The sequence below is a fragment of the Steroidobacter sp. genome, from assembly GCF_036406195.1.
GTDB lineage: Bacteria > Pseudomonadota > Gammaproteobacteria > Steroidobacterales > Steroidobacteraceae > Steroidobacter.
Map to the genome: position 1 here is coordinate 300359 of NZ_DASWVW010000027.1, position 23765 is coordinate 324123.

The following is a 23765-nucleotide window of genomic DNA, read 5'->3' on the forward strand; positions in this document are numbered from 1 at the left end:
GCCCGCGGCAAGCGCCCGACCAAGGCGCAGCAGCGCGCCGAGATGATGGAGCAGATCCTGGACGTGGCCGAAGACTTGTTCTCCAAGCACGGCCTGTACGGCGTGACACTGAAGGACGTGGCGAAGCAGGTGGGCGTGCACCACACGCTGATGAACTACTACTTTCAGGACAAGAAGAAGCTGTTCGACGAGGTGTTCGCGCGGCGCGCCGTAGTCACGAGCAAGCGGCGTCTCGACGCTCTGGACGCCTACGACGCTGCCAGCAAGGGCAAGCCGACGCTCGAAGGCGCGCTGCGCGCATTTCTCGATACCGACCTCGATCTTTATATTCAAGGCGGCACGCGCTGGAAGAACTATGGCCGGCTCGGCGCGCAGGTCGCCAATACGCCGGAGTGGGGCGCCGAGCTGATGGATAAACATTTCGATCCGGTGGTGCTGCGCCTGATCGATCTGCTCAAGCGCGCCTTGCCGCATTGTTCCGATGAAGACATCTTCTGGGGCTATCACTTCGTGACGGGCGCGCTGCTGCTGACCCTGGCGCGCACCGGGCGCATCGACAAGCTGTCCGGCGGCTTGTGCAAGTCGGAGGATTTCGAGGCTGTGAAGCAGCGCATGGCCAGGTTCATGGCCGGCGGTTTCCTGGCCGTGTGCGGCAAGCAATAGTGCCGCCGGGTTGATCGTCGCCGCCGTCGGGCTGTTTCGGGTGGACCGGTCTGTCAATAACAGTCACTCTTGAGTGAGTGAGTCATTTTTCTCTTTTGGGATGGGAGCTGCAGATGAAACTGGAATCGCGTGTCGCGATCGTGACTGGGGCGGGCGGCGGACTGGGGCGCAGCCACGCGCTGCTGCTGGCGCGCTATGGCGCGAAAGTCGTCGTCAACGATATGGACGAGGCCGCCGCCAAGCGTGTCGCCGATGAAATCGCCGCCGCCGGTGGCGAAGCGATTCCGGTGGCCGCATCGGTGACGGATGAAGCGCGAGTCGCCGCCATGATCGAAGGCGTGATGTCGACGTGGGGCCGCGTCGACATTCTCATCAACAACGCCGGCATCCTGCGCGACAAGACGTTCGCCAAGATGAGCCTCGCGGATTTCCGCCTGGTGATGGATGTTCACCTGATGGGCTCGGTCATTTGCACCAAGGCCGTATGGGAGATCATGCGCCAGCAGCAGTACGGACGCATCGTGATGACGACGTCGTCCTCCGGACTCTACGGTAATTTCGGCCAGTCCAACTACGGCGCCGCCAAGATGGCGCTGGTCGGCTTCATGCAGACACTGGCGCTGGAAGGCGAGAAGTACAACGTTCGTGTCAATTGTCTCGCGCCGACGGCTGCGACGCAGATGACGCACGGCGTGCTCGCGGAAGAGGCCTTGCAGCGGCTCGATCCCCGCCTGGTCAGTCCTGCTTTGTTGCCGTTGGTTAGCGAGCAAGCACCGACTCGCGCAATCGTATGCGCCGGCGCCGGCCATTTCGCTCGCGCGCATGTGACGCTCACAAAAGGTCGCTATGTGGGTGGCAGTGCCGATGCGGGTGAGCGCGTGATCGAGCTGTGGGATGAGATCGGCGATCGCACCGACGAGATCGTCCCGGCCTACGGCTTCCAACAGGCCGAACGCGAGCTGGCCAGCTCGGGCTACTCGGCCCCGGCGACCAAGCGATAAACTCATTGCCTGGCGCGTTACTGCGCCAGGCTTCTCCACAGATGCATGACTGCGTAGCTGCGCCATGGGCGCCAGCTCTGTGACATTTCTTCGGCTTGCCTGGCGGACACACCGCCGAGAGCGTTGCGAATGGCAATGTCTTCTTTCGGGAAGGCGTCGGGCCAGCTGAAGGCGCGCATCGCTACATAGTGCGCGGTCCACGGTCCGATGCCTGGCAACTCGGCCAGCCGCTGAATTGCTACCTCCGGCTTGTAAATGACACCGCCGTCGAGCGCCAGTTCTCCAGTGAGTTGCGCCTGCGCCAGAGCAATGATGCTTCGACATCGCATACTCACGATGCCGTGCTTGGCGATGTCGTCGATGGTGGCGTTCGCCACGCGAGCAGGCGAGGGTGTCAAGCGGTTCAACTCTGCAAAAGGCGTTTCGCTGGGCTCGCCGAAAGCCTCGACGAACCGGCACCCGAGGGTGGTCGCCGCCTTGACCGTGACTTGTTGGCCAAGAATGGCACGCAAGCCCAGCTCGAAACCGTTGAAGGCGCCGGGCACGCGAATGCCTGCGACACGCTTCACGAGCGGCGCGAGTCTTTTGTCCTTGCTCAGATGGCGCGAGATGAGGTCGATGCGCGCATTCAAATCAAACAAGCTGCGAACGCGAGTCAGCAGGGTCGGCAGCACGCCCGTGAGGCTGTGACTGAGCTCGAGCGAGAGCGTGTTCGGTTGTTTCGATTGCGTCACTCGAATCCAACCTTTCGCTGCCCCTAGATGCACGGTGCGTGCATAGGCGTTGTCCGTCACCCACTCGACCCCCTTGAGCGCGCGATAGGCGAGAAATTCGAGCACGCCGTGCCAGTCGTAAGGTGGTCGATAAACCAGCTGCAACGTCGCTGTGTCGCCGCGCGCCGTTTCGCCTGCGGGAGTCGCCTTCTTGCGCAGGCGCGTGGGCGCCATGCCATAACGTGAGTTGAACGCGTCGTTGAAGCGACGCAGGCTGGAGAACCCGCTGGCAAACGCGATTTCCGTCACGGGCAGCGTGGTTTCAGTGAGCAATCGCTTCGCCAGCAGCAAGCGACGGGTAAGCAGCAACTGCACGGGTGCGACGCCCAGCTCCTTGTGCACGATGCGGCGGATCTGCCGTGAGCTCAGCTCGAATTGACTCGCAATCGCTTCGAGCCCCGCGTCATTGCCGATCGAGCCGTCTTCGAGCCGTTCGATGATGAGCTGCGCGATCCGCTGCGAATCATCGACGGGTGCATTGCCCGGCGCGAGCTCGGGCCGGCAGCGCAGGCAAGGACGAAAGCGCGCGTGTTCGGCCTGCTGTGCGCTGTCGAAGAACAAACAGTTCGCCTGCTTCGGGGCCCGCACCGTGCAGATGGGCCGGCAATAGATACCGGTGGATGTCACGCCGACGAAGAACACCCCGTCGAAGCGGCGATCGCGCGCCACCAGCGCTCGGTACAAAGTCTTGTGATCGCGCGTCATGAGGCGGACTATAGATGGGTCGCGAGCGCCGGAATAGCCGTTTTCGGACATCAGACTGACGGCAGGTTCCTGTCCGGAAATGGCGAGTATCAGCGGGTGTTCCGGCTAGGATACGCGCATGAGAAAGCTACTCCACCCGCGCAGGCAATATTACCTCGGCAAGTGCATCGACTCGCCTGTCGGCCAGCTCGAGCTCGTTGCCAGCGACCGCGGACTGGCGGCCATCCTGTGGGAAAATGACAACCCTGGGCGCGTGCCGCTGGGCGAAGTGATCGAGCATCCCGATGATCCTGTCTTGATGGCTACCGAGCGGCAGCTACAGGAATATTTCGCCGGCGCGCGTCGCCAGTTCGACGTGCCGCTGAATTTCCAGGGCACGGAGTTTCAGAAGCGGGTGTGGTGCGCCTTGCTCACGATTCCTTTCGGCGAGACTCGCTCCTACGTCCAACTTGCCACCCAGATCGGTTGTCCCGCCGCCGTCCGCGCAGTAGGCGCCGCGAACGGCAGGAATCCGCTCTCGATCATCGCGCCCTGCCATCGTGTGGTGGGTTCGAACGGTCAGCTGACGGGGTTCGCCGGTGGTCTCGAGGTCAAGGCGAAATTGCTGTCGATGGAGCGGCGGGTAGCCACCGCATCCGACAGCCTGCGCCATCTCAGAACGTCCTGCGCACCTGCACTTGGATGAAGCGGAGGGCGTCGATGTGGCGGTCCTCGTGGTAGAGGATCGAGCGGCTGGCGCGAGAGCTGTCGTAGACGGTGCGCCAGCGGCTTTTCGGGCGGCCGGTGAAGTTGTTGAACATGACGCGGATGACGGTGTCCGGCTTGGGGGTCCAATCCCAGTACAGCCGCAGGAAATGGTCCCAGTGGTCGGTGCGCACCTCGCCGATGCGATAGTACGTCTCGCGCTTGCTATATGAATTTTCGAGCGACAGGGTCGAGCTCAAGCCAGGGAATTCTCGGGTGATGAGCACGTCGCCGCCCACGGGGGCATGCTTGCTGATGCGGCGGGGTTCGTGAGTCACGGGGTCGTCGACTTCCGACCAGTTCCAGTCGCCGTTGAAGCGTAGCAGGGTATCGGCCAAGCCGATGCGCTCCAGCGGCAGCGACAGTCCAAGAGCGATTCTTTCGCGAGTGCCGTCACCCAGATTGCCCGGCGCGTCGAAGCCGTTCACCGGCACCAGATCGACCACGTCGCGGACCAGCGAGTGGGTGTAGCTCAGCACGATCGCGCCGTTGCCCCAGAAACGTTTTTCCAGCGCGCCCTCGAATTCCCATGCGTTTTCCGGACGCAATTCGGCATTGCCGCCGTTGATGGTGCCGGCATCGAGTGATGCTTGTGATGCGAAATCACGGAACTCGAGCTGGCTCACGGTCCGCTCAATGCGGCCACGCAGCTGTACATCGTCCTCCAGGTCCCATCTGAGTGTCACGCGAGGTTTGGGATAGCGCAGCGTGCGGCGTGCATCGCTATCTCCGTACTGACTGATTGTGGAGATTTCGTAACGCATGCCGATGTCGCTCGCCAACTGCGGCGAGATCTTCCAGCGCACGTCAACGAATGCTTCCCCGCGCTTTTCTTCGATCTTTACGTTGTCGGCCGGCAACTCCACCGGGGTGCCGTTGCGGCTCAGACGCGCATCGACGTCGAGGAAGTTATAGGCGCCTTCAAGTCCGCCTTCGATCGCAACCGCCGCGGATGCGTGATAGGTCGCAGAGCTGCGCAGGATGGATTCGCCGCGAACAGCTTCGTCTTCCGATCTCTGCAGTGTGAGCGCTTCGGCCGAGTCTGCGGTAATGACTTTCTTTTCCAATGTTTGCAGCAGAAACACGCGGCCGGTCAGCGCGTCGTCGAAAGAGTGCTCGTAATCCACGCCGGCTTCCGCTTGATCCAGTTGAATGTCCGTGGCGACACGAGCATCGATGGTCTGCGGCGCATTGGAGCGCGCGGTGAGAATGTCGTATTGCTCGTTATTCTGGCTGGTGCCGCCAAGGTTGATGCGCAGCAAGCCCGAATCACCTTGATACTCGGCGGCACCGTTCGCCTGGAGTTGTCGCTGGCGCCAGTCGGTTGCGAAGTCGCTGGCCAGGATCAGATCTCGATCGGCGTTGCGGCGGATCAGCTCGCCGCTGCCCGAGTTGCCGTATTGCTGCTCGTCGCGGAAGTTGAGTGTGCCGTTGAGCGAGAGCCGGCCGCTGTTGCTCACCGATTCCAGGCGCACGCCGACGCCGGGCTCGTGTTCGGTGGCAAACAGGCCTGTCAGCTCCGCTGCGTGCGTGCTCATGTTGCCGGCGCGTCGCATGACGTTGGCGACGACGGATTGACCTTGCATGTTGATGCCGGGCGCGCCGCCGCGAATCACTTCGATCGCCGCGACCCCGGAGACGGGAATCCGCCGCAGCACATCTTCCAGAAGCACGGCCTTGGAAGCCGGGCGCTGGCCGTCGATGAGCACGTTGCCCAACGCGCCGGCAAAGCCTCGCACCGTGGTATCGCCCGGCTCGAAAGCGAAGCCCGGCAGTCGTTTCACCATATCCAACGCCGTAGTGGGCTGGAACTCGGTGAAGAAGCCGGCTTCGTAGCGGATGGTTCCGCTGGCGGTGCGTGCAGGCTGAGCCACGAGCGGGCCTGCGCCACCGCGAGGCTGATCCTCGACGACCGATTGCGCCTCGTCGGTTCGTGCGGGCAAGTCGGTGCGAATGGGTTCGGTGGCGAGCGCTGCGGCGAAGGGTATGCAAGCCGCGAGTCCGTAGCTGCAGCACCATCGGCGAGAAGTGACCAGGAGTTGGCGATCCAGCATGTGATCTGTTCCACCGGGCGTGCGGAAGGCGAGCACCGGCCTGCGGTGCCATCCCCCAACACTGAAGTTTTGTGGTTATCGCGGCCTGCTTGGGCCGCGGCTGTCGCGCACGATTCTAGAGGGGTGGCGGAGGCAGGATTGTGTGATCGCGGCGGCGAATCGCTCCTCCCTTGCAACGATCAAGCGACGCACGGCCGGTCGGTGGAAGATGTCTGCGCACGGCCCGATGACACGCAGTACGCCAGGCGCAGATGGAGTGAAGTCGCAACATTGGCTAAAGTGCACGCAACGTGACGCGGCCAGATGACGACTGATGAGCTCTGAGGTTCTCGATTCCTACGTAGATGTTCCGGGTGGCAAGATATTCGTGCGTCGCTGGCGCCCGGACGCGTGCAGCCAATCGCCTATCGTTCTGCTGCACGACTCGCTCGGCTGTGTTGATATGTGGCGTGACTTCCCGGCGGAGCTGGCGCAAGTCACAAGCAGGGAAGTCATTGCTTACGACCGGCTCGGCTTCGGAAAGTCTACGCCTCGCGAAGGGCTCCCGTCAGTATCCTTCATCTCCGAAGAGGCCGACATCTATTTTCCCGCGATCAGAAGTGCGCTCGGCATTGACCGGTTCGTATTGTTCGGCCACAGCGTTGGCGGAGCAATGGCAGTGGCGATCGCGGCTGCGCACCGTGACGATTGCGATGCCGTCATCACCGAGTCGGCTCAGGCTTGCGTCGAAGAGCGGACTCTGTCCGGTATCCGTACCGCCAAGGAGCAGTTCAGCGATCCAGAACAGTTCAACAAGCTCGCCCGGTGGCATGGCGACAAGACGCAATGGGTGCTGGCGGCCTGGACCGAAACCTGGTTGTCGCCACCGTTCCGGAGCTGGAGCCTCGAACCTCATCTGAGCCAGGTGACCTGCCCGGTGCTGGCCATTCATGGCGACCTGGATGAATATGGGTCGGTAGAATTTCCCAGGCGCATCGCCGGCGGCGTGAGCGGACCATCGCAACTGATGATCCTGGAGAGCTGCGGCCACGTTCCCCATCGCGAACGAAAGCGGGACGTGCTGCACGGAACTGCTGCATTTCTCCAGTTGCACGCGCGCCGCTGACGGGTTGCTGGCAATGGTGCTTGGTTAACCGTCTTTGTTCGCAGCGGATAGCGGATAGCGGATGGCGGTTAGCCAGAAATGTGGGCTCCGTTCTGCCCCAACCGCTAACCGCCAACCACCAACCACTGGAGGGCGCTAACCAAGTGCCATTGGGGTTAATGGCCCGCTGTATTCATTTCTCGAATACAGATAATACAAACCATCCCGTTGCTCGATTCGGTGCGGGCCGCGACCATGAACCATTCAAGAATGGTTTTTCGTCGGCGTAAGGCACACCATGACGCATCGACACGTGGAGCAGCGGGCTTTGCACATCGATCCCACGGCGATCGCGCAGCTGGCGCGGGAATGCTCGATCGAGATGAACGTGCAGGATGTGCGCGAGCTCGAGGCGAGCCGCGCGCTGTTGCCGGCAGGCAAGAAGATTTATGTCAGCCACCTGCCGAAACAAACATGGCAGCAAACGATCGATGCGTGCCGCGAGGTGCGGGCAGTCGGCTTCGATCCCGTGCCGCACCTTCCTGTGCGGCTGTTGGAAGATGAGCGCACGCTGGATGACTTCCTGGCTAACGCGGTCAGCTCGGCGAGTATCCGGGAAGTTTTGCTGATCTCCGGCGATTACCCGCAATCCAACGGACCATATGCCGTAGTCGCGGATGTTCTTCGCACCGGCAAGCTCAATGCTCATGGCCTGCGTCGAGTGTCATTGGCGGGCCATCCGGAAGGGCACCCGAAGGTGGCGATAGCCGAAATTCGCCGTGCCGAAATCGAGAAGGCGCAGCTCGCGCGCGATGCCGGACTGGAAGCGACGCTGCTGACCCAATTCTTCTTCGAAGCGCAGCCATTCATTGAATGGACGGGAGGACTGCGCGCGGCAGGCGTTCAAGCTCGGCTGGTGGCTGGGCTGGCTGGTCCCGCGAGCATCGCGACGCTCTTCAGATTTGCCATGCGTTGTGGCGTGGGCCCGTCCATTCGCGCGCTCGGCGCGCGGCCTACATCGCTGGTGAAATTGATTGGCGATCATGGGCCCGAACCGTTGTTGCGCGACCTGGCAACGAGGCGCGTGGCCGAGCCCGGCCTGTTCGACGGCGTGCATCTGTTCTGCTTCGGCGGTTTCCTGCGCACTGTTGAATGGCTGCATCGTGTGAGCCAAGGGCAGTTCAGGCTCGACGAGCAAGGCGGCTTCAAGGTCTAGCTCGCCCTATCAGCAAAGGTTATCGCTCCGGCGCCGATCGGCATTGGCCGGCCCGGCGCCCGCGTCCCGATAATTCCAGCCCGGAGAGCAACGAGAAGACTCACGGGCGAATCCCTTGACCATCAACGGGGCTATGACTGGGGGCAGCGAGGGGCTCGAAGCGCTGACGTTGGGGCCCTATGCCGGAACCGCCGAGCGGCGCATCGATGGCTGCTGGATTCTGCGATCGCTCGATCCACTACGCGACCATCCGCAGCGCTTCACCGAGTACCTCATGCGGTGGGCGAACGAACGCCCCAGCACGATCTGGCTCGCACAGCGGGAGGCACGCGGCGGGTGGCGAAAGCTCACCTATCTCGCCGGCTATCAGCAGATCCGAAGGATCGCAGGGGCGTTGCTGAGTCGCGAGCTGAGCGCCGAGCGCCCGCTCATGATCCTGTCCGGCAACAGCATCGAGCACGCGCTGCTCACATTCGCGGCGATGCATGTTGGCGTGCCGGTCGCGCCGATCTCTCCGGCATATTCACTGCTCGATCCCGAAACCGCCCGCGTGAAGCATGCGGTCACACTGCTGACGCCAGGCTTGGTTTACGCCGAGGACGCGGCGGTCTTCGATAGGGCCGTCTCGCAAGCGGTCCCACCGACAACCGAAGTGGTCGCGTTGCAGGGCCAATTCTCTTCGCGTTTACATACAGAGTATCAAAGCCTGATCGGCGAGGCCGGCGCCGCGGTACAACGGGCGCATCGGCACGTCACGCCGGACACGGTCGCGAAGTTCATGTTCACGTCCGGCTCGACGCGTATGCCCAAGGCTGTGATGAACACGCATCGCATGCTCTCGTGCAACCAGCGGATGTACAGCCAGTGTTATCCCTTCCTCGAAGCGGAGCCACCGGTGCTGGTCGACTGGCTGCCTTGGCATCACACCGCTGGCGGCAACGCCAATATGGGAACGGTCCTCGCGAACGGCGGCACGCTTTATATCGATGCCGGCAAACCGACCGCGACCGGCATGGCGCAAACGGTTGCCAACCTGCGCGAGATCGCGCCGACGGTTTACTACACCGTGCCCAAGGGCCTGGAGATGCTCGTCGAGGAAATGCGCCTCGACGCCGAGCTGCGCAAACGTTTCTTCAGCCGGCTGCGCTTGATATTTCCGGCCGGTGCCGCCCTGGCGCGCCCGGTGCAGGACGCCATCGATGAGATGTCTCTGGAGGTGACTGGCCGCAAGACGCCGATGACGATGGGCCTGGGCATGACGGAAACGGCGCCGTTTGCGATCTCCGCGCATCTTCCCGATTGGCAGGCAGGTGTCATTGGTCTGCCGGCCCCGGGCGTGGAAGTCAAACTGGCACCCGTCGCTGACAAGCTCGAGGTCCGCTACCGAGGGCCGAGCATCACGCCGGGTTACTGGCGCCAGCCGGAGCTGAGTCGAGAAGCATTCGATGAAGAAGGTTTCTTTCGCAGCGGTGACGCCGCGACGTTCATCGATCCTGCGCGACCCGAGCAAGGGCTGCGCTTCAATGGCCGTATCGCGGAAGATTTCAAGCTTTCGAGCGGCACGTGGGTGAATGTCGGCGCGATGCGCGCGGCCGTGCTCGCCGCGGGTTCGCCATACCTGCATGACGTTGTCTTTGTCGGAAGCGATCGCGATGAACTGGGCATGTTGGTGTTTCTGAGCGGCGCGGCCAGTCGCTTGTGCCCGCATCTGAACGGCAGTGCCATGTATCGCGATATCGCTGGCGATGCCCGCGTGCTCGCGTGGCTGCGGGAACTGCTCGCTCAGCTGGCTGCGCGAGCCAGTGGCGGGTCGCAGCGGGTTGCTCGTGCTTTGATACTGGACGAGCCTCCCTCCATCGCGGCAGGTGAGGTCACGGATAAGGGCACCATCAACCAGCGAGCAGTCATTCAGGCGCGCCAGGCTGCTGTCGAGCTGCTGTACTCATCCGAGCGTTCGGCACGCGTCGTGGTGCTGTCATGAGCACCCCCACGCTGGTCTTGGTCCCCGGGTTGCTTTGTGATGACTTTGTTTGGTCGGAGCAGCGGCGAGAGCTGTCTTCTCTGGCGCGAGTGTGGCTGGCCGATCATGGCTCGCTCGATTCACTGACAGACATGGCGGCAGCAGTGCTTCGCAATGCGCCCGCCGAGCGGTTCGCACTGGCCGGTCATTCGATGGGCGGCCGGGTTGCGCTGGAAATGGTCCGGCTGGCTCCGCAGCGGATCGAACGACTGGCCTTGCTGGATACCGGCTGGTTGCCGTTGCAGGCCGGAGCGCGAGGCGAAGAAGAGCGAGCTTCGCGAATGGCGCTGCTGGATCTCGCGCTCAAGCACGGCATGCGAGCGATGGGTCGGGAGTGGGCGAGCGGCATGGTCCATCCCAGTCACCGCGACGCGCCGGTGTTCGAATCCATCGTCAGCATGATCGAACGCAAGACACAGGAGATCTTTGCTGCCCAGCTGCGTGCATTGCTCGGCCGTCGTGATGCGAGCTCGCAACTGCTTGCTATTGATTGCCCGGTGCTCGTGCTGTGCGGTCGCCAGGACAACTGGAGCACGTTGTCACAACATCTGCAGATGGCTGCGCTCATTCGCGGAGCCCGGCTGCGCATCATCGAGGAATGCGGTCACATGAGTACCCTGGAACAACCGCAGGCCGTGACGGCGGCCTTGGCTGAATGGCTGCGTGGCACCGAGCACACGGCGCCTGGCCGGCGGCCCATCGCCTTGCTGGAACGTCACATCGCAGAATCGGCGTGCCGCGATGTGGTTCAGCGCACGGCGCTCAAGCTCGACGCCAACGATCTCGACGGCCTGGCGTCATTGTTCACCCCTGATGCGGTGGTGGTGCGTCCCGGCAAGGAGCCGCTGCGGGGTGTCGAGGCGCTGATCGAATCATATCGTTCACGCCCCGCGACCCACATGACACGTCATTTGGTTGCCGGCAGCGTCGTCGACTTGCGCGGACCCGATGAGGCGCATGCCATCAGCAACGTGCTGCTGTGGACCGCGACGACGGATGATTCCGCCGGGCCGTTCGGGCGTCGAGCGCAGCCGCGGCAAGTGGTCGGAGAGTTCGAAGATACATTGAGACTGTGTTCGGATGGCTTGTGGCGAATCGCGCATCGACAGGCCCGGTTCGTCCTGCACGTGGATGCCGGCGTCTGATGAGCCAGCTCGATCCCAGCGTGCAACTGCGGCGCGAGACCATGAGCTCGTTCCAGATCGTGGCAGTCGCCATCTGCGTGGCGCTCAACGCACTGGACGGTTTCGACATTCTGGCGATCACTTTTGCCGGCCCGGGCATCATGCGCGAGTGGGGGATCGGCCCTGGCGGGCTGGGCATCGTGATCTCCACCGGCCTGGTGGGAATGTCGATCGGCTCTTTGTTGATCGCGCCGCTGGCGGACACGCGTGGCCGTCGTCCCATCATTCTGCTCTGCTTGCTCCTGATGACCCTGGGCATGTTGTTCTCGGCGACGGCCGGCAACGTGACGGCGCTGGCGATCTGGCGCGTGATCACCGGGCTCGGTATCGGCGGCATGCTCGCCTCGATCAACGCGATGGTCTCGGAATATTCCAACGATACGCGCCGGGACTTCTGCGTCAGCCTCATGACGATCGGCTATCCGCTCGGCGGCATGTTGGGCGGGATGGCGGCGGCGTGGTTGCTCGGCCACTTCGACTGGCGGTCGGTGTTCATCTTCGGCGGCGTGGTGTCGATTGCCATCCTGGCGCTGGTGTGGTGGCGGTTGCCGGAGTCCATCGAGTTCCTGGTCTTCAAGCGCTCTGCGGACGCGTTGGAGCAGATCAATACCATTCTTGGCCGTATGCGCCGGGCGCCGATATACGAGTTGCCGTTTCGTGCGCGACAGGAGCGTAAGAGCGTCTGGGCCGCTTTCGACCGCGCTCTGGCCGCGCGCACCGCGCTGATCTGCGGCGCGTACTTCCTATATATGCTGACTTGTTACTACGTGCTGGGCTGGATCCCGTCGATCGTCGCTGCGCTGGGCTTCACAGCGAGCGTTGGTGCCGAAGTGTCGGTATGGACCAACCTGGGCGGCATCATCGGCGGAGCATTGCTCGGGTATATGGCCCGACACATCGGGCTCAAGCCGCTGGCCAGCGGCGCGATGATCGCGACGGCACTGGCACTGACCGTGTTCGGGCGCACGCAGCCGGATTTGTTTGCTCTCAAAGCCGTCGCCTTCGTGCTCGGATTCTTCCTGTATTCATCCGCGGTGGGCTTCTACGCGACTTTCGTGCGCGTGTTTCCTACGAATCTACGAGCCACGGGCACGGGGCTCGCGATCGGACTGGGACGTTTCGGCGGGATGCTGGGGCCGGTGCTGGGCGGATGGCTGATGGCGGCGGGCACGAGCCGGGCGAGCGTGGCGGGCATCATGGCGCTGGGTGCGGCGCTGGCGGCGCTGGCGATCTGGTTGTTGCAAGGATCGATGCTGGCGGCCCCGAAAGCGGTTGGCGGTTAGCGGTTGGCGGTTGGCCGGAAGCGGAGCCTCGGCTCTTCGTCTTCACTAACCACTAACCGCTAACCGCCAACCGCTGCTATCAGCAATTCGTATCGCTTGCGGCACGAACGGCATTGGTTCGCGGGCCGCGGCAGGTTCCATACTTTGCAGGTCGAAGACGAGCTGACGGATCAAGAATCGTCGAAAAGAACATATCTGACACGCAGGGGGCTGTGGTGGTGTCATTCAAGCGTTATCCGACTTGGTCGGCCGGTGCGGCCGTGGCCTTCACGCTGGCGGCGCCGTGCACGGCATGGACGGCCGAGCTGGAGGAAGTCATCGTCACCGCGCAGAAGCGCGAGCAATCCTTGCAAGACGTGAGCGTGGCCGTGACGGCCGTCAGCGCTGACGATCTGCTCCGGCGCAACATCAAGAACATCGAGGATCTGCAGTCATACGTGCCGGGCGTGACCTTCGGCAATGACTTCGCCTTCGCCAAGTTGTTCATTCGCGGCGTGGGTATGAACAGCTCCTTCGCGGGTATCGATCCTTCGGTGGCGCTGCATGTCGATGGTGCGGTGGTGGCGCAGGCATCGGCACAGTTCGCGTCGTTGTTCGATCTGGAGCGTGTCGAGGCGCTGCGTGGCCCGCAGGGAACGCTGTACGGGCGCAACGCCACGGGCGGTTCCATCAACCTGATTACCGCCAAGCCGACCGAAACCTTCAGCGGCTACACCAACCTGACGGTCGGCGGCAGCGACCTGAGCTACGGTGTCGATTCGGCGCTCAGCGGGCCTTTGACCGATTCCGTGCTCGGTCGCGTCGCGGTCCACTACCAGCATCATGACGGCTACGGCAAGCACACCGGCACCGGCAAGGACATCGACGACCTGAACGTGATCGCCACGCGCGGCCACCTGCAATTCAAGTTCAGCGACGATGTCGACTTGCTGTTGACCGGCGAGTACGCCAAGGAAGACGATCACAGCAAGTCCGTGCACTTCATCGCGCCGATGTTTCCAGTGCCGCCGGTGCCGAACCTGCGCGCCATCGGCCTGCCGGACGTGCAGCCCGATTCTCGCAACGCCGGCGGCGATTTCCGTCCGTCCTTCGAAAGCGAAACATGGTCGGGCACGGCCACGCTGAGCTGGCAGCTCTCGGACGCCGTGGCGTTCAAGTCGATAACCAACTATCGCGAGTTCGACGACCAGCTGGTGCAGGACTTCGACGTTTCGGACACAGTCAATGGCGATTTCCCGCCGGCACCGACCTCGACCAACCAGATGCAAGCCATCGGCGATGAGCAGTTCTCCGAGGAGCTGCAGTTCATCTACGAAGGCGAGAAATTGCGCGGCATCGCCGCTGCGTTCTACCTGAACGAAAAGATCGACAGCCTGGTGCTGCTCGGCCGCGATCCCGTGGGTCAGCCGCAGCGCTCGCGCGTCGTCGTGCCGGCGACGTTGGATGTGGATGCCTGGGCGGTGTTCACCAACTTCACGTACGCCTTCAATGATCTGTTCTCGGTGAAGGCAGGTGCGCGCTACAGCGCCGAGACGCGGAAAGTGGAGAATCAATTCGGCGTGGCCAGCCCGGTGGACCCGGCAGCTGTGTTCGATCCGGTGCGCCGCGCGTCGCGCGATTACTCGGATTTCTCGCCCGAGTTTGGTATCGAGCTGCGTCCGAACGACGACATCATGCTGTATGCGACGTACTCGGAAGGCTTCAAGAGCGGCACGGCCAATCTCGGCGAGCGCGCTCCCCGCCTGGTCAACCCCGAAACCATCGAGAACGTCGAGGCCGGCATCAAGAGCCGGCTGCTCCAGGACACATTGCTGCTGAACGTCGCGGCGTTCACTTACAAAGTCGAGGATGCGCAGTACGACCGCACGTATGCCATCACTGCGCCGCCGTTCTATGCAGCTCGCTTGGAGAACGCCGCGACCACGGACGGCCGCGGTGTGGAGCTGGAAACCAGCTGGCTCGCCACCGAGCGTTTCCGGCTGTCGTTCAACGGCACGTACTATCACATTCGTTTCGACAAGTTCCTGTCGCAGAACCCGATCAACCCGGCGCTGTTCGGGCCGGGCGGATCGAGCCTGCCGCCGGAGGATCTGTCCGGCAATCGGCCTCGCAATACACCGGATTGGACCGCCGAGCTGTCGGGCACTTATGAGTGGCCATTGAGCAGCGGCGCTTCCCTGGCGTTCACGGGCTCGATCGCCAGCCGTGACAAGCAGTTCTACACCGAGTTCAACGACGACATCACCGGCCAGGATGGCTTCACTTTGTACGACGCCAACCTGCTGTACACCGCCCCCGGCGGCAAGCTCACGATGAATTTCTGGGGCAAGAACCTGACGGATGAATTCGTCGTGGCCGGCGTATATGTCACATCCACCGCCCGGACGATCACCGGCTCGTATCTGCCGCCACGCACCTACGGTGCGACGGTCGGTTACAAGTTCTAGGGCGAGGCTCGATGCAGTCAGAAGCCGTTCGCTACCAACGCACTGGAAACGTCGGCCTGCTGCTGATCGACAATCCGCCGGTGAATGTGTTGGGCGCCGCGGTCCGCAGAGGATTGGCGCTTGGCCTCGAGATGGCGCTGGCGGATGACGCGGTTCGAGGCATCGTCATCGCCTGCGCCGGCCGGACGTTCTCGGCCGGTGCTGACATTTCCGAGTTCAACGCGCCGATGAGCGAGCCGACGTTGCAATCGGTGTTCGCTGCGATCGAAGCTGCGCCCAAGCCGGTCGTCGCGGCCATGCATGGAACGGCGTTGGGCGGCGGGCTGGAGCTGGCGCTCGCTTGTCACTATCGAGTTGCCGTGCCGGACGCAAAGTTGGGCTTGCCGGAGATCACATTGGGCGTGATCCCGGGCGCCGGCGGCACACAGCGCCTGCCTCGCGTCATCGGCGCCATCGCGGCGCTCGACATGATCATCAGCGGCGCGCCAGTGGATGCCAGGACTGCCCAGCAATTTGGCCTCGTCGATGCAGTGATCGATGGCGACCTGGTTCAGGGCGCACAACAGTACTGCGCGAAGCTGGTGGAGCAGGGCGCCACGCCGCGGGCTACTCGCGGACGGGCGGTCGATGTCACGGGTTTCGATTCGGCCGGCATTGCCGCGGTGCTTGGCAAACATTCACGTGCGCTCAAGGGAAGAACTACCCAGCAGCTCGTCGTCGATGCGGTGACCGCGGCGGTGCAGTCGGACTTCGATGCGGGACTCGCGATCGAACGAAAGCTCGCCGATCGTTCGCTCACGACCACGGAGAGCAAGGCACTTCGACATTTGTTCTTCGCCGAGCGGCAGGTGTCTCGTGTGCCCGGCTTGTCCGTTGAATCTCAGAAGGACCCTATCGCTCGTGTGGCGATCATCGGCGCGGGAACGATGGGCAGCGGCATTGCTACCGCATGTGCCGACGCAGGAGTCGCAGTCACGTTGATCGATTCGTCCGCGGCCGGGCTGGAGCGTGGCCTGGGACTGATTGCCGCCAACTTCGAATCGAGCGTGGCTCGTGGACGGCTGACGCCCGATCAAGCCGCCGAGCGGCGCAGCCGGATCGTCGACTCTGCGGACATCGAGGCCGTGGCCGGTGCCGATGTCGTCATCGAAGCCGTGTTCGAAGACCTGGCGCTCAAGCAGCAGGTGCTCTCGAAAGTTGCCTCGCTGACGCCTGCATCGACATTGCTGGCATTCAATACATCGACGCTTTCGATTGCCGAGCTGGCCGCCTCGTGCCGCGACCCGCAGCGCGTGGTCGGCCTGCATTTCTTCAGCCCGGCGCACATCATGCGGCTGCTGGAAATCGTGCGCACTCGCGCGACAGAGCCGGCTGCGTTGGCCAAGGCGCTCGCAGTGGCGAAGCTCTTGCGAAAAATCGGCGTCGTCGCTGGAGATGCCTTCGGGTTTATCGGCAACAAGATGATGCTCGATGGCTACTGGCGTGAAGCGGAGTTGCTGATGCTCGAAGGTGCCTCACCGGAGCAGGTCGATGCGGCCGTCGAGGCTTTTGGATTTGCGATGGGCCCGGCCCGCGTCAACGACCTGGGCGGCACCGACGTGGGCACCAGGACTCGCATCGAGTTGTTCAAGCGGGAGCAGCGTCCGGACCCGTATTTCGTCATCGCCGACGCGCTCACCGCCATGAACCGGCTGGGGCAGAAGACCAGCGCCGGCTTCTACCGTTATGAGCCCGGCAATCGCAAGGCGTTGCCGGACGAGGAAGTGGCGGCCTTGATCGAGCGGCTCGCCAGGGAGCGTGGGATTCAGCGCCGTAGTATCGAGGCGCCGGAAATCGTCGAGCGCTGCCTTCTGCAATTGATCAATGTGGGCGCGCAGGTGCTGGAATCCGGCGTCGCTCTGCGAGCGGCGGACATCGATGTCGTTTGGATTCACGGCTACGGCTTCCCACGTCACCTGGGCGGGCCGATGTTTCATGCCGATACCCTGGGATTGGGGCGCGTTCTGGAACGCATCGAGCACTATCGCTGCCGTCTGGGCGATGATTACTGGCGGCCGGCCGCGCTGCTCGAGCAATTGGCTCGGCAGGACAGGTCTTTTGCACAGTGGGACAGCGAACGAACCAGGGCATGAATGTCCCCGAGCATGTCATGAGCCGCTATTATCCCAAGGTCCAGGTCGGCTGACGTGAACTCAGGTTGGAGTGACATGCCGGAGCGAACCGCCTCGATCTTGATACATCCCAATGCGAACCGTGAGCGCATGACCTCCCGAGGTGCGCTGCCGTCGCGCATCGAGATGAACATGCGCCAGCTGCGCGCCCTCGTGGCCGTGGCGCAGGGGGGCTCGGTTCACAAAGCCGCCTCGCTCCTGCACCTGACCCAACCTGCGGTAACGCGCGCGATCCACGAATTCGAGCAATCGTTGGGTCTGGAGTTATTCGAGCGGACCGCAAAGGGCATGATGGCCACGGCCGTCGGCGCGATCGTGCTCGATCGAACTCAGCGGGCATTCGCGCAGCTCACCTATGCCGAGCAGGAGCTCGAGGAAATCGGGGTGTCACGCCGCTCGTCCGCGAGCATCAGTGCGAAGGTCACGCATCGACATCTGCGAGCGCTTCTCGCCGTCGAGCGGCACCAGACAGAAACGGCGGCCGCGGTGGAACTGGACGTTTCCCAACCGTCGGTGACGCAAACGCTGCGTGAGCTGGAGCGGATCGTCGAAGCCGAGCTGTTCCTGAGAACGGCCCGCGGCATGTTGCTCACGCGTGCCGGTGAAGTGATGGTGCGAAGGACCAAGCTGATGTTCCACGAATGGCAGCTGGCCCGTGACGACATCGCGGCCCATCTCGGCAAAATCACGGGCAGCATCGTGGTAGGCGCGCTGCCACTAGCCAGCACTTTGCTGGTTCCCCGGGCCGTGGCGCGCCTCAAAGAGGAATATCCGGATCTGCTGGTCACGCTGCTCGAAGGAACCTACGAGTCGCTGCTGGAGGACCTGCGCTGTGGTGATGTCGATGTACTGGTCGGTGTGCTGCGCTACCCAGTGCCTTGCAGCGACATCGTGCAGGAGAAGCTGTTCGAAGACCTGCTTTCGGTAGTCTGCCGCAAGGGGCATCCCCTGGCATCGGCTCGATCGCTGCGGCTTGCCGATGTGATCGACGCCGAATGGGTGCTTCCCTACAAAGCTGCGCCTTCGCGCAAGGCTTTCGAGCAGGTTATGCGTGCCGTCGGTTTGCCGGTGCCGAAAAACGCCATCGAATCCAACGCACTGGTGGCTCTGCGCGGGCTGCTGATGGAGAGCGACCGGCTCTCCATCCTGTCGCGCAACCAGATTCACTACGAAGAGTTGCACGGCATGTTGTCCGTGCTGCCCATTGATATGCGGGGCAGCGAACGCCCCATCGGTATAACCACGCGAGCCGACGCCAAACGTTCTGTCGGCCTGGATGCGCTGATGCGCCACCTGCGGGCGGTCAGCGATGAGATGAAGGAGAGTGAGCGATGAAGCCGAACAATCTGGAACAGACGCTGCAACAGGCGGGCAACGCGGTGCGCATGCTCCGCAACTCGAAAATCGGCGCCTATGTGTATCCGGTGGTCCCCAACGAATTCACCAACTGGCGCGATGAGCAGCGGGGCTGGCGCGAGACGGCGGTGCTGTTCGATCAAACGCATCACATGGCGGAACTCACCGTCAGAGGGCCGGATGCGCTGAAGTTGTGCTCATATCTCACCATCAACAGCTTCGCCAACTTCCAGCCGGACCGCGCCAAGCAGATGGTTCCGTGTAGCCATGATGGCTATGTCATCGGCGATGGCATTCTCTTTTATCTGGATCGCGACGAGCTGTTGTTCGTGGGGCGCGCTCCGACGGTGAACTGGATGCAGTTTCATGCCGAGACGAGCGGCTTCAAGGTTGAGTACATTCGCGACGATCGCTCGCCCTCGTATCCGCGCGGCAAAGCCGTGGTGCGGCGGCACTACCGCTATCAGATTCAGGGACCCAAGGCGGCGCAGGTCCTCGCCAAGCTGAATGGCGGTCCGCTGCCGGACGTCAAGTTCTTCACCATGGATCGCATCAACATCAATGGCCGGCCGGTACGCTGCCTGCGTCATGGCATGGCAGGCGAGCCGGGCCTCGAGATCTGGGGACCCTACGAGCAATACGACGAAGTTCGGGAAACCATCCTGGAGGCGGGCGCCGAGTTCGGCCTGGTCCAGGTGGGTTCGCGCGCGTATGCAACGAATACGTTGGAGTCCGGTTGGATTCCGTCGCCGCTGCCCGCGGTGTACAGCGGAGAAAAAATGCGTGCGTATCGCGAGTGGCTACCCGCCACCGGCTACGAGGCGACGGGTTCCATCGGTGGCAGCTTCGTCTCTGACAACATTGAAGATTACTACCTGACTCCGTATGCGCTGGGCTATGGACCGTTCATCAAGTTCGATCATGAGTTCATCGGCCGCGAAGCCCTGGAGAAAATGGCACCAGGCCCACATCGAAAGAAGGTGACGTTCGAATGGAACGCCGAAGACATCGCGCGCCTGTATCGCTCGTACTTCGATCCGACCATGCCCAACTACAAGTACATGGACATTCCAAACTTCAATTATGCGTCCTCTTCCTATGACGCGGTGATGAAGGGCGGCAAGATGGTGGGCTTCTCGATGTTCGGCGGCACCAGCTTCAACGAGCGCCGCGTGTTGTCGCTGGGCGTAGTGGACCCCGACATCAACGTGGGCGACGAGCTGACGCTGGTGTGGGGCGAAGAAAATGGCGGAACCGCGAAGTCGACTGTCGAGCGTCACACGCAGACCGAGGTTCGCGTTAAAGTCGCACCCGTGCCATACGCACGCGATGCTCGTGAAGGTTATCACCAGGGGTGGCGTACGAAGCAGGCGGTATAAAGCAGCAAATCGCGTCAGCCGGCGTCACGTACGCCGGCGCTGCTGCTATATATCGCCAGCGAGCTTGCAGGGCGCCAAAGCCAAGGCGTCAGCCTCGTGAGTCGAATGATGCAGTAGGTATTTAACAGTTGGCGTTTCCGCGGAAAGAGATGAGGCTCCCATCTATCGCGCAACATCTGGCCCCAGCAGAGATCTGAAGTCCAAAAGTCTCGATTAATTCGACAATGCTCCGGTTATTCGCGCCTCTACGCCGACGGTTGGCGGTTACCGTCGAGTCATGCCGTCTCATCTGCATGAAGCGCTGTTGGAGTTGTTTCGGGGCCGACCGGAGCTGGCGCCTGAGTTGGTGCAGACGGCGCTGCGCGTCCAACTGCCGCGCTACGCCGACGCGCGCATTCACGCCGCTGATCTCACGGAGATACGACCCGTGGAGTATCGCGCGGATCTTGTGGTGCTGCTGCAGATCCACAGCGAGCCGGTGTTCGGAATCATCGTGGAAGTGCAACTCTCGTCCGACCCGCGCAAGCGATACGTGTGGCCACTTTACGCGGCGAGCTTGCGCGCGCAGTTGGAGTGTCCAGTGCAGGTGCTGGTGGTGACGGATGACGACACTGTAGCGACATGGGCCGCGCAGCCCATCGACATAGGCTGTGGAAACATGTTCACGCCCCTGGTCATCGGTCCGTCCGGCGTGCCTGAGATCGTCGATGATGAGCAGGCGCAAGCCGATCCGGAGCTAGCGGTGCTTTCAGCCATGGCCCATGGCCACGATGAAGACGTGACCAAAGCAGCCCGCATTGCTCTGGTAGCGCAACGTGTTTGTTCCAATCTCGACAATGAGCGGGCCGGACTGTACCTTGACCTGATCTATCTGTCTCTCAGCGAGGCCGCCCGGCGGGCGTTGCAGGAAATGTTGCCAGCGAACTACGAGTATCAAAGTGACTTTGCCAGGAAATTCTATGGCCAGGGAAAGACGGAGGGCCGAGCGGAAGGCCGAGCGGAGGGAAGTCGTGAGAGGCTGATCAGTCTCATCGCGCAGTTGCTGGGCCTGCGCTTCGGCCCGCTCGATGAAGTGACACTGTCACGAATTGCAGCCACCTCCAGCGCCGAGTTGGAGAAGGTCGCCGAACGTTTGCTGAGCGCACCCACACTCGCTGCTGCGCTGGGCGACGCTGCCGACCAGCCCGAGGTCAACGCGGCTAAATGATCGACGCACGATGACCCGCGGCCTGCGCCACGGGATCATCGGAACGCATGGGATTCGAATCCAAGGGCCCGCCAGCTCCTATTAACTCGCCATGTCGCTGGCCAGGCAGAGTATCGCTTTACGTTGGGAACGCGGCCTCAGTTCCGCCAGGTGAACGCCGCGTGACGCGGGCTGCAATCAGTGTTGCTCTCGGTGGAGCAGCCGCCGAAAAGTTATAAGTCCGATTCGTTACGAGACTCTATAGCTGGCGGTGCATTGGTTGACAAACATCGGAATCGAGGAGCAGCATCATTCCGGGCCAAGGCAGTGCCCTAGAACGCAGTTCCCGCAAAGTAGCGAACGGACTCACGAGGAGAAGGTCATGGCCAGACTCGTTTTCTCCACTGCGCGCACGATGCTTTTTTCGCTGGCCCTGTTGGTCTGCACTGTGGGCGCGATGCCTCAGGCGCACGCTGAAGCAGGGGATTACAGCGCCCTGCAGACGATCATCAATTTGTTCTCCCCGCCGCCGGCCGATAACCCGGTGACACCGGCACAAATGCAAGGGCCGTATCCGATGTTGCCGAATCCTTCGGGGTTCAATGACGGCTTCAGCCCCGGTGCCTACTATCAGTGGCAGACGATCAAGCTCGCGCCCTCGACTGGCGCGGTGTGCGGCAACGGTTCGCAATACAAACTTTTCGTGAACCGGGTGCCCAACACGCGCAACACCATCCTATACATGGAAGGCGGCGGGGCGTGCTGGGATTATGAAAGTTGCAGCGGCCGGACCGGCATCCGCGGCGCTCGCAATCCGAACGGCATTCCGGACGACTACATGAGCTTGCTCAATCCTGCGAGCAGCCTGGTCAGTCCCTTCGTCGTGCGCGCGCATCCGTGGTCGTCGGTCAAGACCCAGAATTGGAACATGATCTATGTTCCCTATTGCACGGGAGATGTGTACAGCGGCGACAAAGTCGCTGTGTATGACGATCCCACCGGGCAGAACAGTCCGCTGGTCTTTCATCACAATGGCGCCCGCAACACGCGTGCTGTCCTCGCATGGCTGAAGAATCGATTGCCTCGACCGACGCAGATGCTGTCCACGGGCTGTAGTGCGGGAGGCATCGGCAGTCTCAATAGCTACGCGACGGTTCGGCGTGACCTGGCGCCGACATACGGATATTTGATCAACGACTCCGGGCCATCGTTCTTCGCGCCTGTGGGGGGCAATCCTGCCCAGTACCCATCGGTGCCGCTACATACTCAGATTCGATCCGCTTGGGGTTTGGATCAGGGACCGATGCCGTACCTGGCTTCGGTGTTGCCGAACTTCAACAGCAACGATTTCGGCAGCATTTACGCGGCGCTGGCTGCGAAAGTGCCGAACGATCGTCTCGGCCACACGCATTTCTGGCAGGACCTGAATTATTCCTCATACTCCTACGAGCGTTTCTTTCCAGAGATCGTCGGCGCGCCGAGCCAGGCGGCGAAAGAGGCGCTGATTCACGCGAAGTGGGGCACGGATACCGAACGTCTGAGACAGACGTTGCAGACGCTGCCCAACTTCGGTGGTTACTTCCCGCAATTCCGCGCGCTGAATGAAAGCCACTGTACGACCATTGTCGACTTCGAGAACGGCGACATCCAGGAGCGCTCGCTGGAGCTGCGCCACTTCATCGATAGCGTGCTGGAGGGTGGCGGCGCCGTGCTGGACGCGTCCGAAGCCAGCGACCAGGCCGACCGCGCCAAGCCGCCCAATCTGATCTATCAGCTGATCGAGTCGCTGCTGTAGGTGAGTTGATGCGGGTTCGATGGACAACGATCGTCGCCCTTGCGCTGGCCGCTGTGGCCCTTGGCTGGATGTTGTATCTCAACAAGCCCACAGCGGAGCGAACGACGCGGGGCGACGCTCGCGAGACACTCGGTAAAGCTCGGGAGCAGGTCGCGCCCGCCGAATCGCCTGTCCCTGCTCCTGCCGACACGCAAGCAAGCTCGAACGAGAGCGCCAACCCGGTCGATATCCACGAGCGTGCAAGATTCAATGAGCGGGCCCGAGAATTTTTCGCGCAGGCTCCGATTTTGTCGCTCGAGGAAGCTCGTCAGCGAGCAGCCGATCTCTCACAGGAACTCTCCCGCATCGAACAGGCTGGAGGTTTGTCCGCCGGAGAAACTTTCCTGCTTCGTGCCGGATTGATTGGCGCCACCGTTCCTGACGAACAACAACAAATGGAGCAGATGCGGGCACTCTGGGAACGCTACCTGGCAGATGCCAGACAACGCAATGCGCGCGCCGCCGAGCAGTCCGACCCGATGTTTGAACTGTACAAGGTTCGGGAGAGTCAGATCGTCTCCGAGGTCATGTCCCTAGAGACCATCCCAGACGGCCTGAGCCGTGACGAATATCTTCGACGCCGCTTGCAGGCCGAGCGCGAGCAACTGCTCGGCGATGCGATGTAGCGGCGTCGTCAGGCGCGCACGCCAGCTTGCAGATTCTGC

Annotated in this window: 17 protein-coding genes; 15 read left to right on the forward strand and 2 right to left on the reverse strand. The window is 62.5% G+C overall.

Features of this window, described 5'->3' with window-relative positions:
* Positions 1–42: 42 nt before the first annotated feature.
* On the forward strand, positions 43–663 hold the full coding sequence (locus VGE08_RS12890; protein ID WP_349258695.1) for a TetR/AcrR family transcriptional regulator: 621 nt from the start codon (positions 43–45) through the stop codon (positions 661–663).
* Positions 664–776: 113 nt separating this feature from the next.
* On the forward strand, positions 777–1664 hold the full coding sequence (locus VGE08_RS12895; protein WP_331068301.1) for an SDR family NAD(P)-dependent oxidoreductase: 888 nt from the start codon (positions 777–779) through the stop codon (positions 1662–1664).
* Positions 1665–1681: 17 nt separating this feature from the next.
* Here VGE08_RS12895 and VGE08_RS12900 read toward each other — a convergent pair whose 3' ends face one another.
* Positions 1682–3142, reverse strand: a complete 1461-nt coding sequence (locus VGE08_RS12900; protein WP_331068302.1) for a DNA-3-methyladenine glycosylase 2 family protein — start codon at positions 3140–3142, stop codon at positions 1682–1684.
* Positions 3143–3260: 118 nt separating this feature from the next.
* Here VGE08_RS12900 and VGE08_RS12905 point away from each other — a divergent pair, with 118 nt between their 5' ends.
* Positions 3261–3827, forward strand: a complete 567-nt coding sequence (locus VGE08_RS12905; RefSeq protein ID WP_331068303.1) for a methylated-DNA--[protein]-cysteine S-methyltransferase — start codon at positions 3261–3263, stop codon at positions 3825–3827.
* Here the strand turns inward: VGE08_RS12905 and VGE08_RS12910 are convergent.
* On the reverse strand, positions 3796–5829 hold the full coding sequence (locus tag VGE08_RS12910; protein WP_331068304.1) for a TonB-dependent receptor plug domain-containing protein: 2034 nt from the start codon (positions 5827–5829) through the stop codon (positions 3796–3798). The two genes, VGE08_RS12905 and VGE08_RS12910, sit on opposite strands and share 32 nt — an antisense overlap.
* A 424-nt stretch (positions 5830–6253) precedes the next feature.
* Between VGE08_RS12910 and VGE08_RS12915 the strand changes: the two genes are divergently transcribed.
* From VGE08_RS12915 to VGE08_RS12970, 12 genes are all read left to right on the forward strand, one after another.
* Positions 6254–7045, forward strand: coding sequence for an alpha/beta hydrolase (locus tag VGE08_RS12915; protein WP_331068305.1), 792 nt, complete (start codon positions 6254–6256; stop codon positions 7043–7045).
* A gap of 277 nt (positions 7046–7322) precedes the next feature.
* Positions 7323–8240, forward strand: a complete 918-nt coding sequence (locus VGE08_RS12920; RefSeq protein WP_331068306.1) for a methylenetetrahydrofolate reductase — start codon at positions 7323–7325, stop codon at positions 8238–8240.
* 133 nt (positions 8241–8373) lie between these two features.
* Entirely contained in the window at positions 8374–10221 is a 1848-nt protein-coding gene (locus VGE08_RS12925) for a feruloyl-CoA synthase (protein ID WP_331068307.1), read from the forward strand.
* A complete protein-coding gene (locus tag VGE08_RS12930; RefSeq protein WP_331068308.1) occupies positions 10218–11405 on the forward strand; it encodes an alpha/beta fold hydrolase in 1188 nt (395 codons plus the stop codon). Before VGE08_RS12925 ends, VGE08_RS12930 begins: the two co-directional genes overlap by 4 nt.
* Positions 11405–12727 carry an MFS transporter gene (locus VGE08_RS12935; protein ID WP_331068309.1) on the forward strand — a complete coding sequence of 441 codons (1323 nt, stop codon included), beginning with the start codon at positions 11405–11407 and terminating at the stop codon, positions 12725–12727. The genes VGE08_RS12930 and VGE08_RS12935 overlap by 1 nt, the downstream gene beginning before the upstream one ends.
* 215 nt (positions 12728–12942) lie before the next feature.
* A complete protein-coding gene (locus VGE08_RS12940; RefSeq protein WP_331068310.1) occupies positions 12943–15174 on the forward strand; it encodes a TonB-dependent receptor in 2232 nt (743 codons plus the stop codon).
* 11 nt (positions 15175–15185) lie between these two features.
* Positions 15186–17306 (forward strand): 3-hydroxyacyl-CoA dehydrogenase NAD-binding domain-containing protein, encoded by a 2121-nt coding sequence (locus tag VGE08_RS12945; protein WP_331068311.1) that lies wholly within the window; start codon positions 15186–15188, stop codon positions 17304–17306.
* A gap of 129 nt (positions 17307–17435) precedes the next feature.
* Positions 17436–18680 (forward strand): LysR family transcriptional regulator, encoded by a 1245-nt coding sequence (locus VGE08_RS12950; RefSeq protein WP_331068312.1) that lies wholly within the window; start codon positions 17436–17438, stop codon positions 18678–18680.
* On the forward strand, positions 18677–20080 hold the full coding sequence (ligM, locus tag VGE08_RS12955) for a vanillate/3-O-methylgallate O-demethylase (RefSeq protein ID WP_331068313.1): 1404 nt from the start codon (positions 18677–18679) through the stop codon (positions 20078–20080). The genes VGE08_RS12950 and ligM overlap by 4 nt, the downstream gene beginning before the upstream one ends.
* 277 nt (positions 20081–20357) lie before the next feature.
* Positions 20358–21287: a hypothetical protein gene (locus tag VGE08_RS12960; protein ID WP_331068314.1), complete on the forward strand. Its 930-nt coding sequence runs from the start codon at positions 20358–20360 to the stop codon at positions 21285–21287.
* Between the two features lie 361 nt (positions 21288–21648).
* The gene (locus tag VGE08_RS12965) at positions 21649–23061 is read left to right on the forward strand and encodes a pectin acetylesterase-family hydrolase (RefSeq protein WP_331068315.1); all 1413 of its coding nucleotides are present in this window, start codon (positions 21649–21651) and stop codon (positions 23059–23061) included.
* 287 nt (positions 23062–23348) lie between these two features.
* Positions 23349–23726: a hypothetical protein gene (locus VGE08_RS12970; RefSeq protein ID WP_331068316.1), complete on the forward strand. Its 378-nt coding sequence runs from the start codon at positions 23349–23351 to the stop codon at positions 23724–23726.
* Positions 23727–23765 lie beyond the last annotated feature (39 nt).

Bases quoted from the DNA above. Each gene is read 5' to 3' on its own strand.
- VGE08_RS12890 (WP_349258695.1), top strand. From the start codon at position 43: ATGATGGAGCAGATCCTGGACGTGGCCGAAGACTTGTTCTCCAAGCAC.
- VGE08_RS12895 (WP_331068301.1), top strand. From the start codon at position 777: ATGAAACTGGAATCGCGTGTCGCGATCGTGACTGGGGCGGGCGGCGGA.
- VGE08_RS12900 (WP_331068302.1), bottom strand. From the start codon at position 3,142: ATGACGCGCGATCACAAGACTTTGTACCGAGCGCTGGTGGCGCGCGAT.
- VGE08_RS12905 (WP_331068303.1), top strand. From the start codon at position 3,261: ATGAGAAAGCTACTCCACCCGCGCAGGCAATATTACCTCGGCAAGTGC.
- VGE08_RS12915 (WP_331068305.1), top strand. From the start codon at position 6,254: ATGAGCTCTGAGGTTCTCGATTCCTACGTAGATGTTCCGGGTGGCAAG.
- VGE08_RS12920 (WP_331068306.1), top strand. From the start codon at position 7,323: ATGACGCATCGACACGTGGAGCAGCGGGCTTTGCACATCGATCCCACG.
- VGE08_RS12925 (WP_331068307.1), top strand. From the start codon at position 8,374: ATGACTGGGGGCAGCGAGGGGCTCGAAGCGCTGACGTTGGGGCCCTAT.
- VGE08_RS12930 (WP_331068308.1), top strand. From the start codon at position 10,218: ATGAGCACCCCCACGCTGGTCTTGGTCCCCGGGTTGCTTTGTGATGAC.
- VGE08_RS12935 (WP_331068309.1), top strand. From the start codon at position 11,405: ATGAGCCAGCTCGATCCCAGCGTGCAACTGCGGCGCGAGACCATGAGC.
- VGE08_RS12945 (WP_331068311.1), top strand. From the start codon at position 15,186: ATGCAGTCAGAAGCCGTTCGCTACCAACGCACTGGAAACGTCGGCCTG.
- VGE08_RS12950 (WP_331068312.1), top strand. From the start codon at position 17,436: ATGACCTCCCGAGGTGCGCTGCCGTCGCGCATCGAGATGAACATGCGC.
- ligM (WP_331068313.1), top strand. From the start codon at position 18,677: ATGAAGCCGAACAATCTGGAACAGACGCTGCAACAGGCGGGCAACGCG.
- VGE08_RS12960 (WP_331068314.1), top strand. From the start codon at position 20,358: ATGCCGTCTCATCTGCATGAAGCGCTGTTGGAGTTGTTTCGGGGCCGA.
- VGE08_RS12965 (WP_331068315.1), top strand. From the start codon at position 21,649: ATGGCCAGACTCGTTTTCTCCACTGCGCGCACGATGCTTTTTTCGCTG.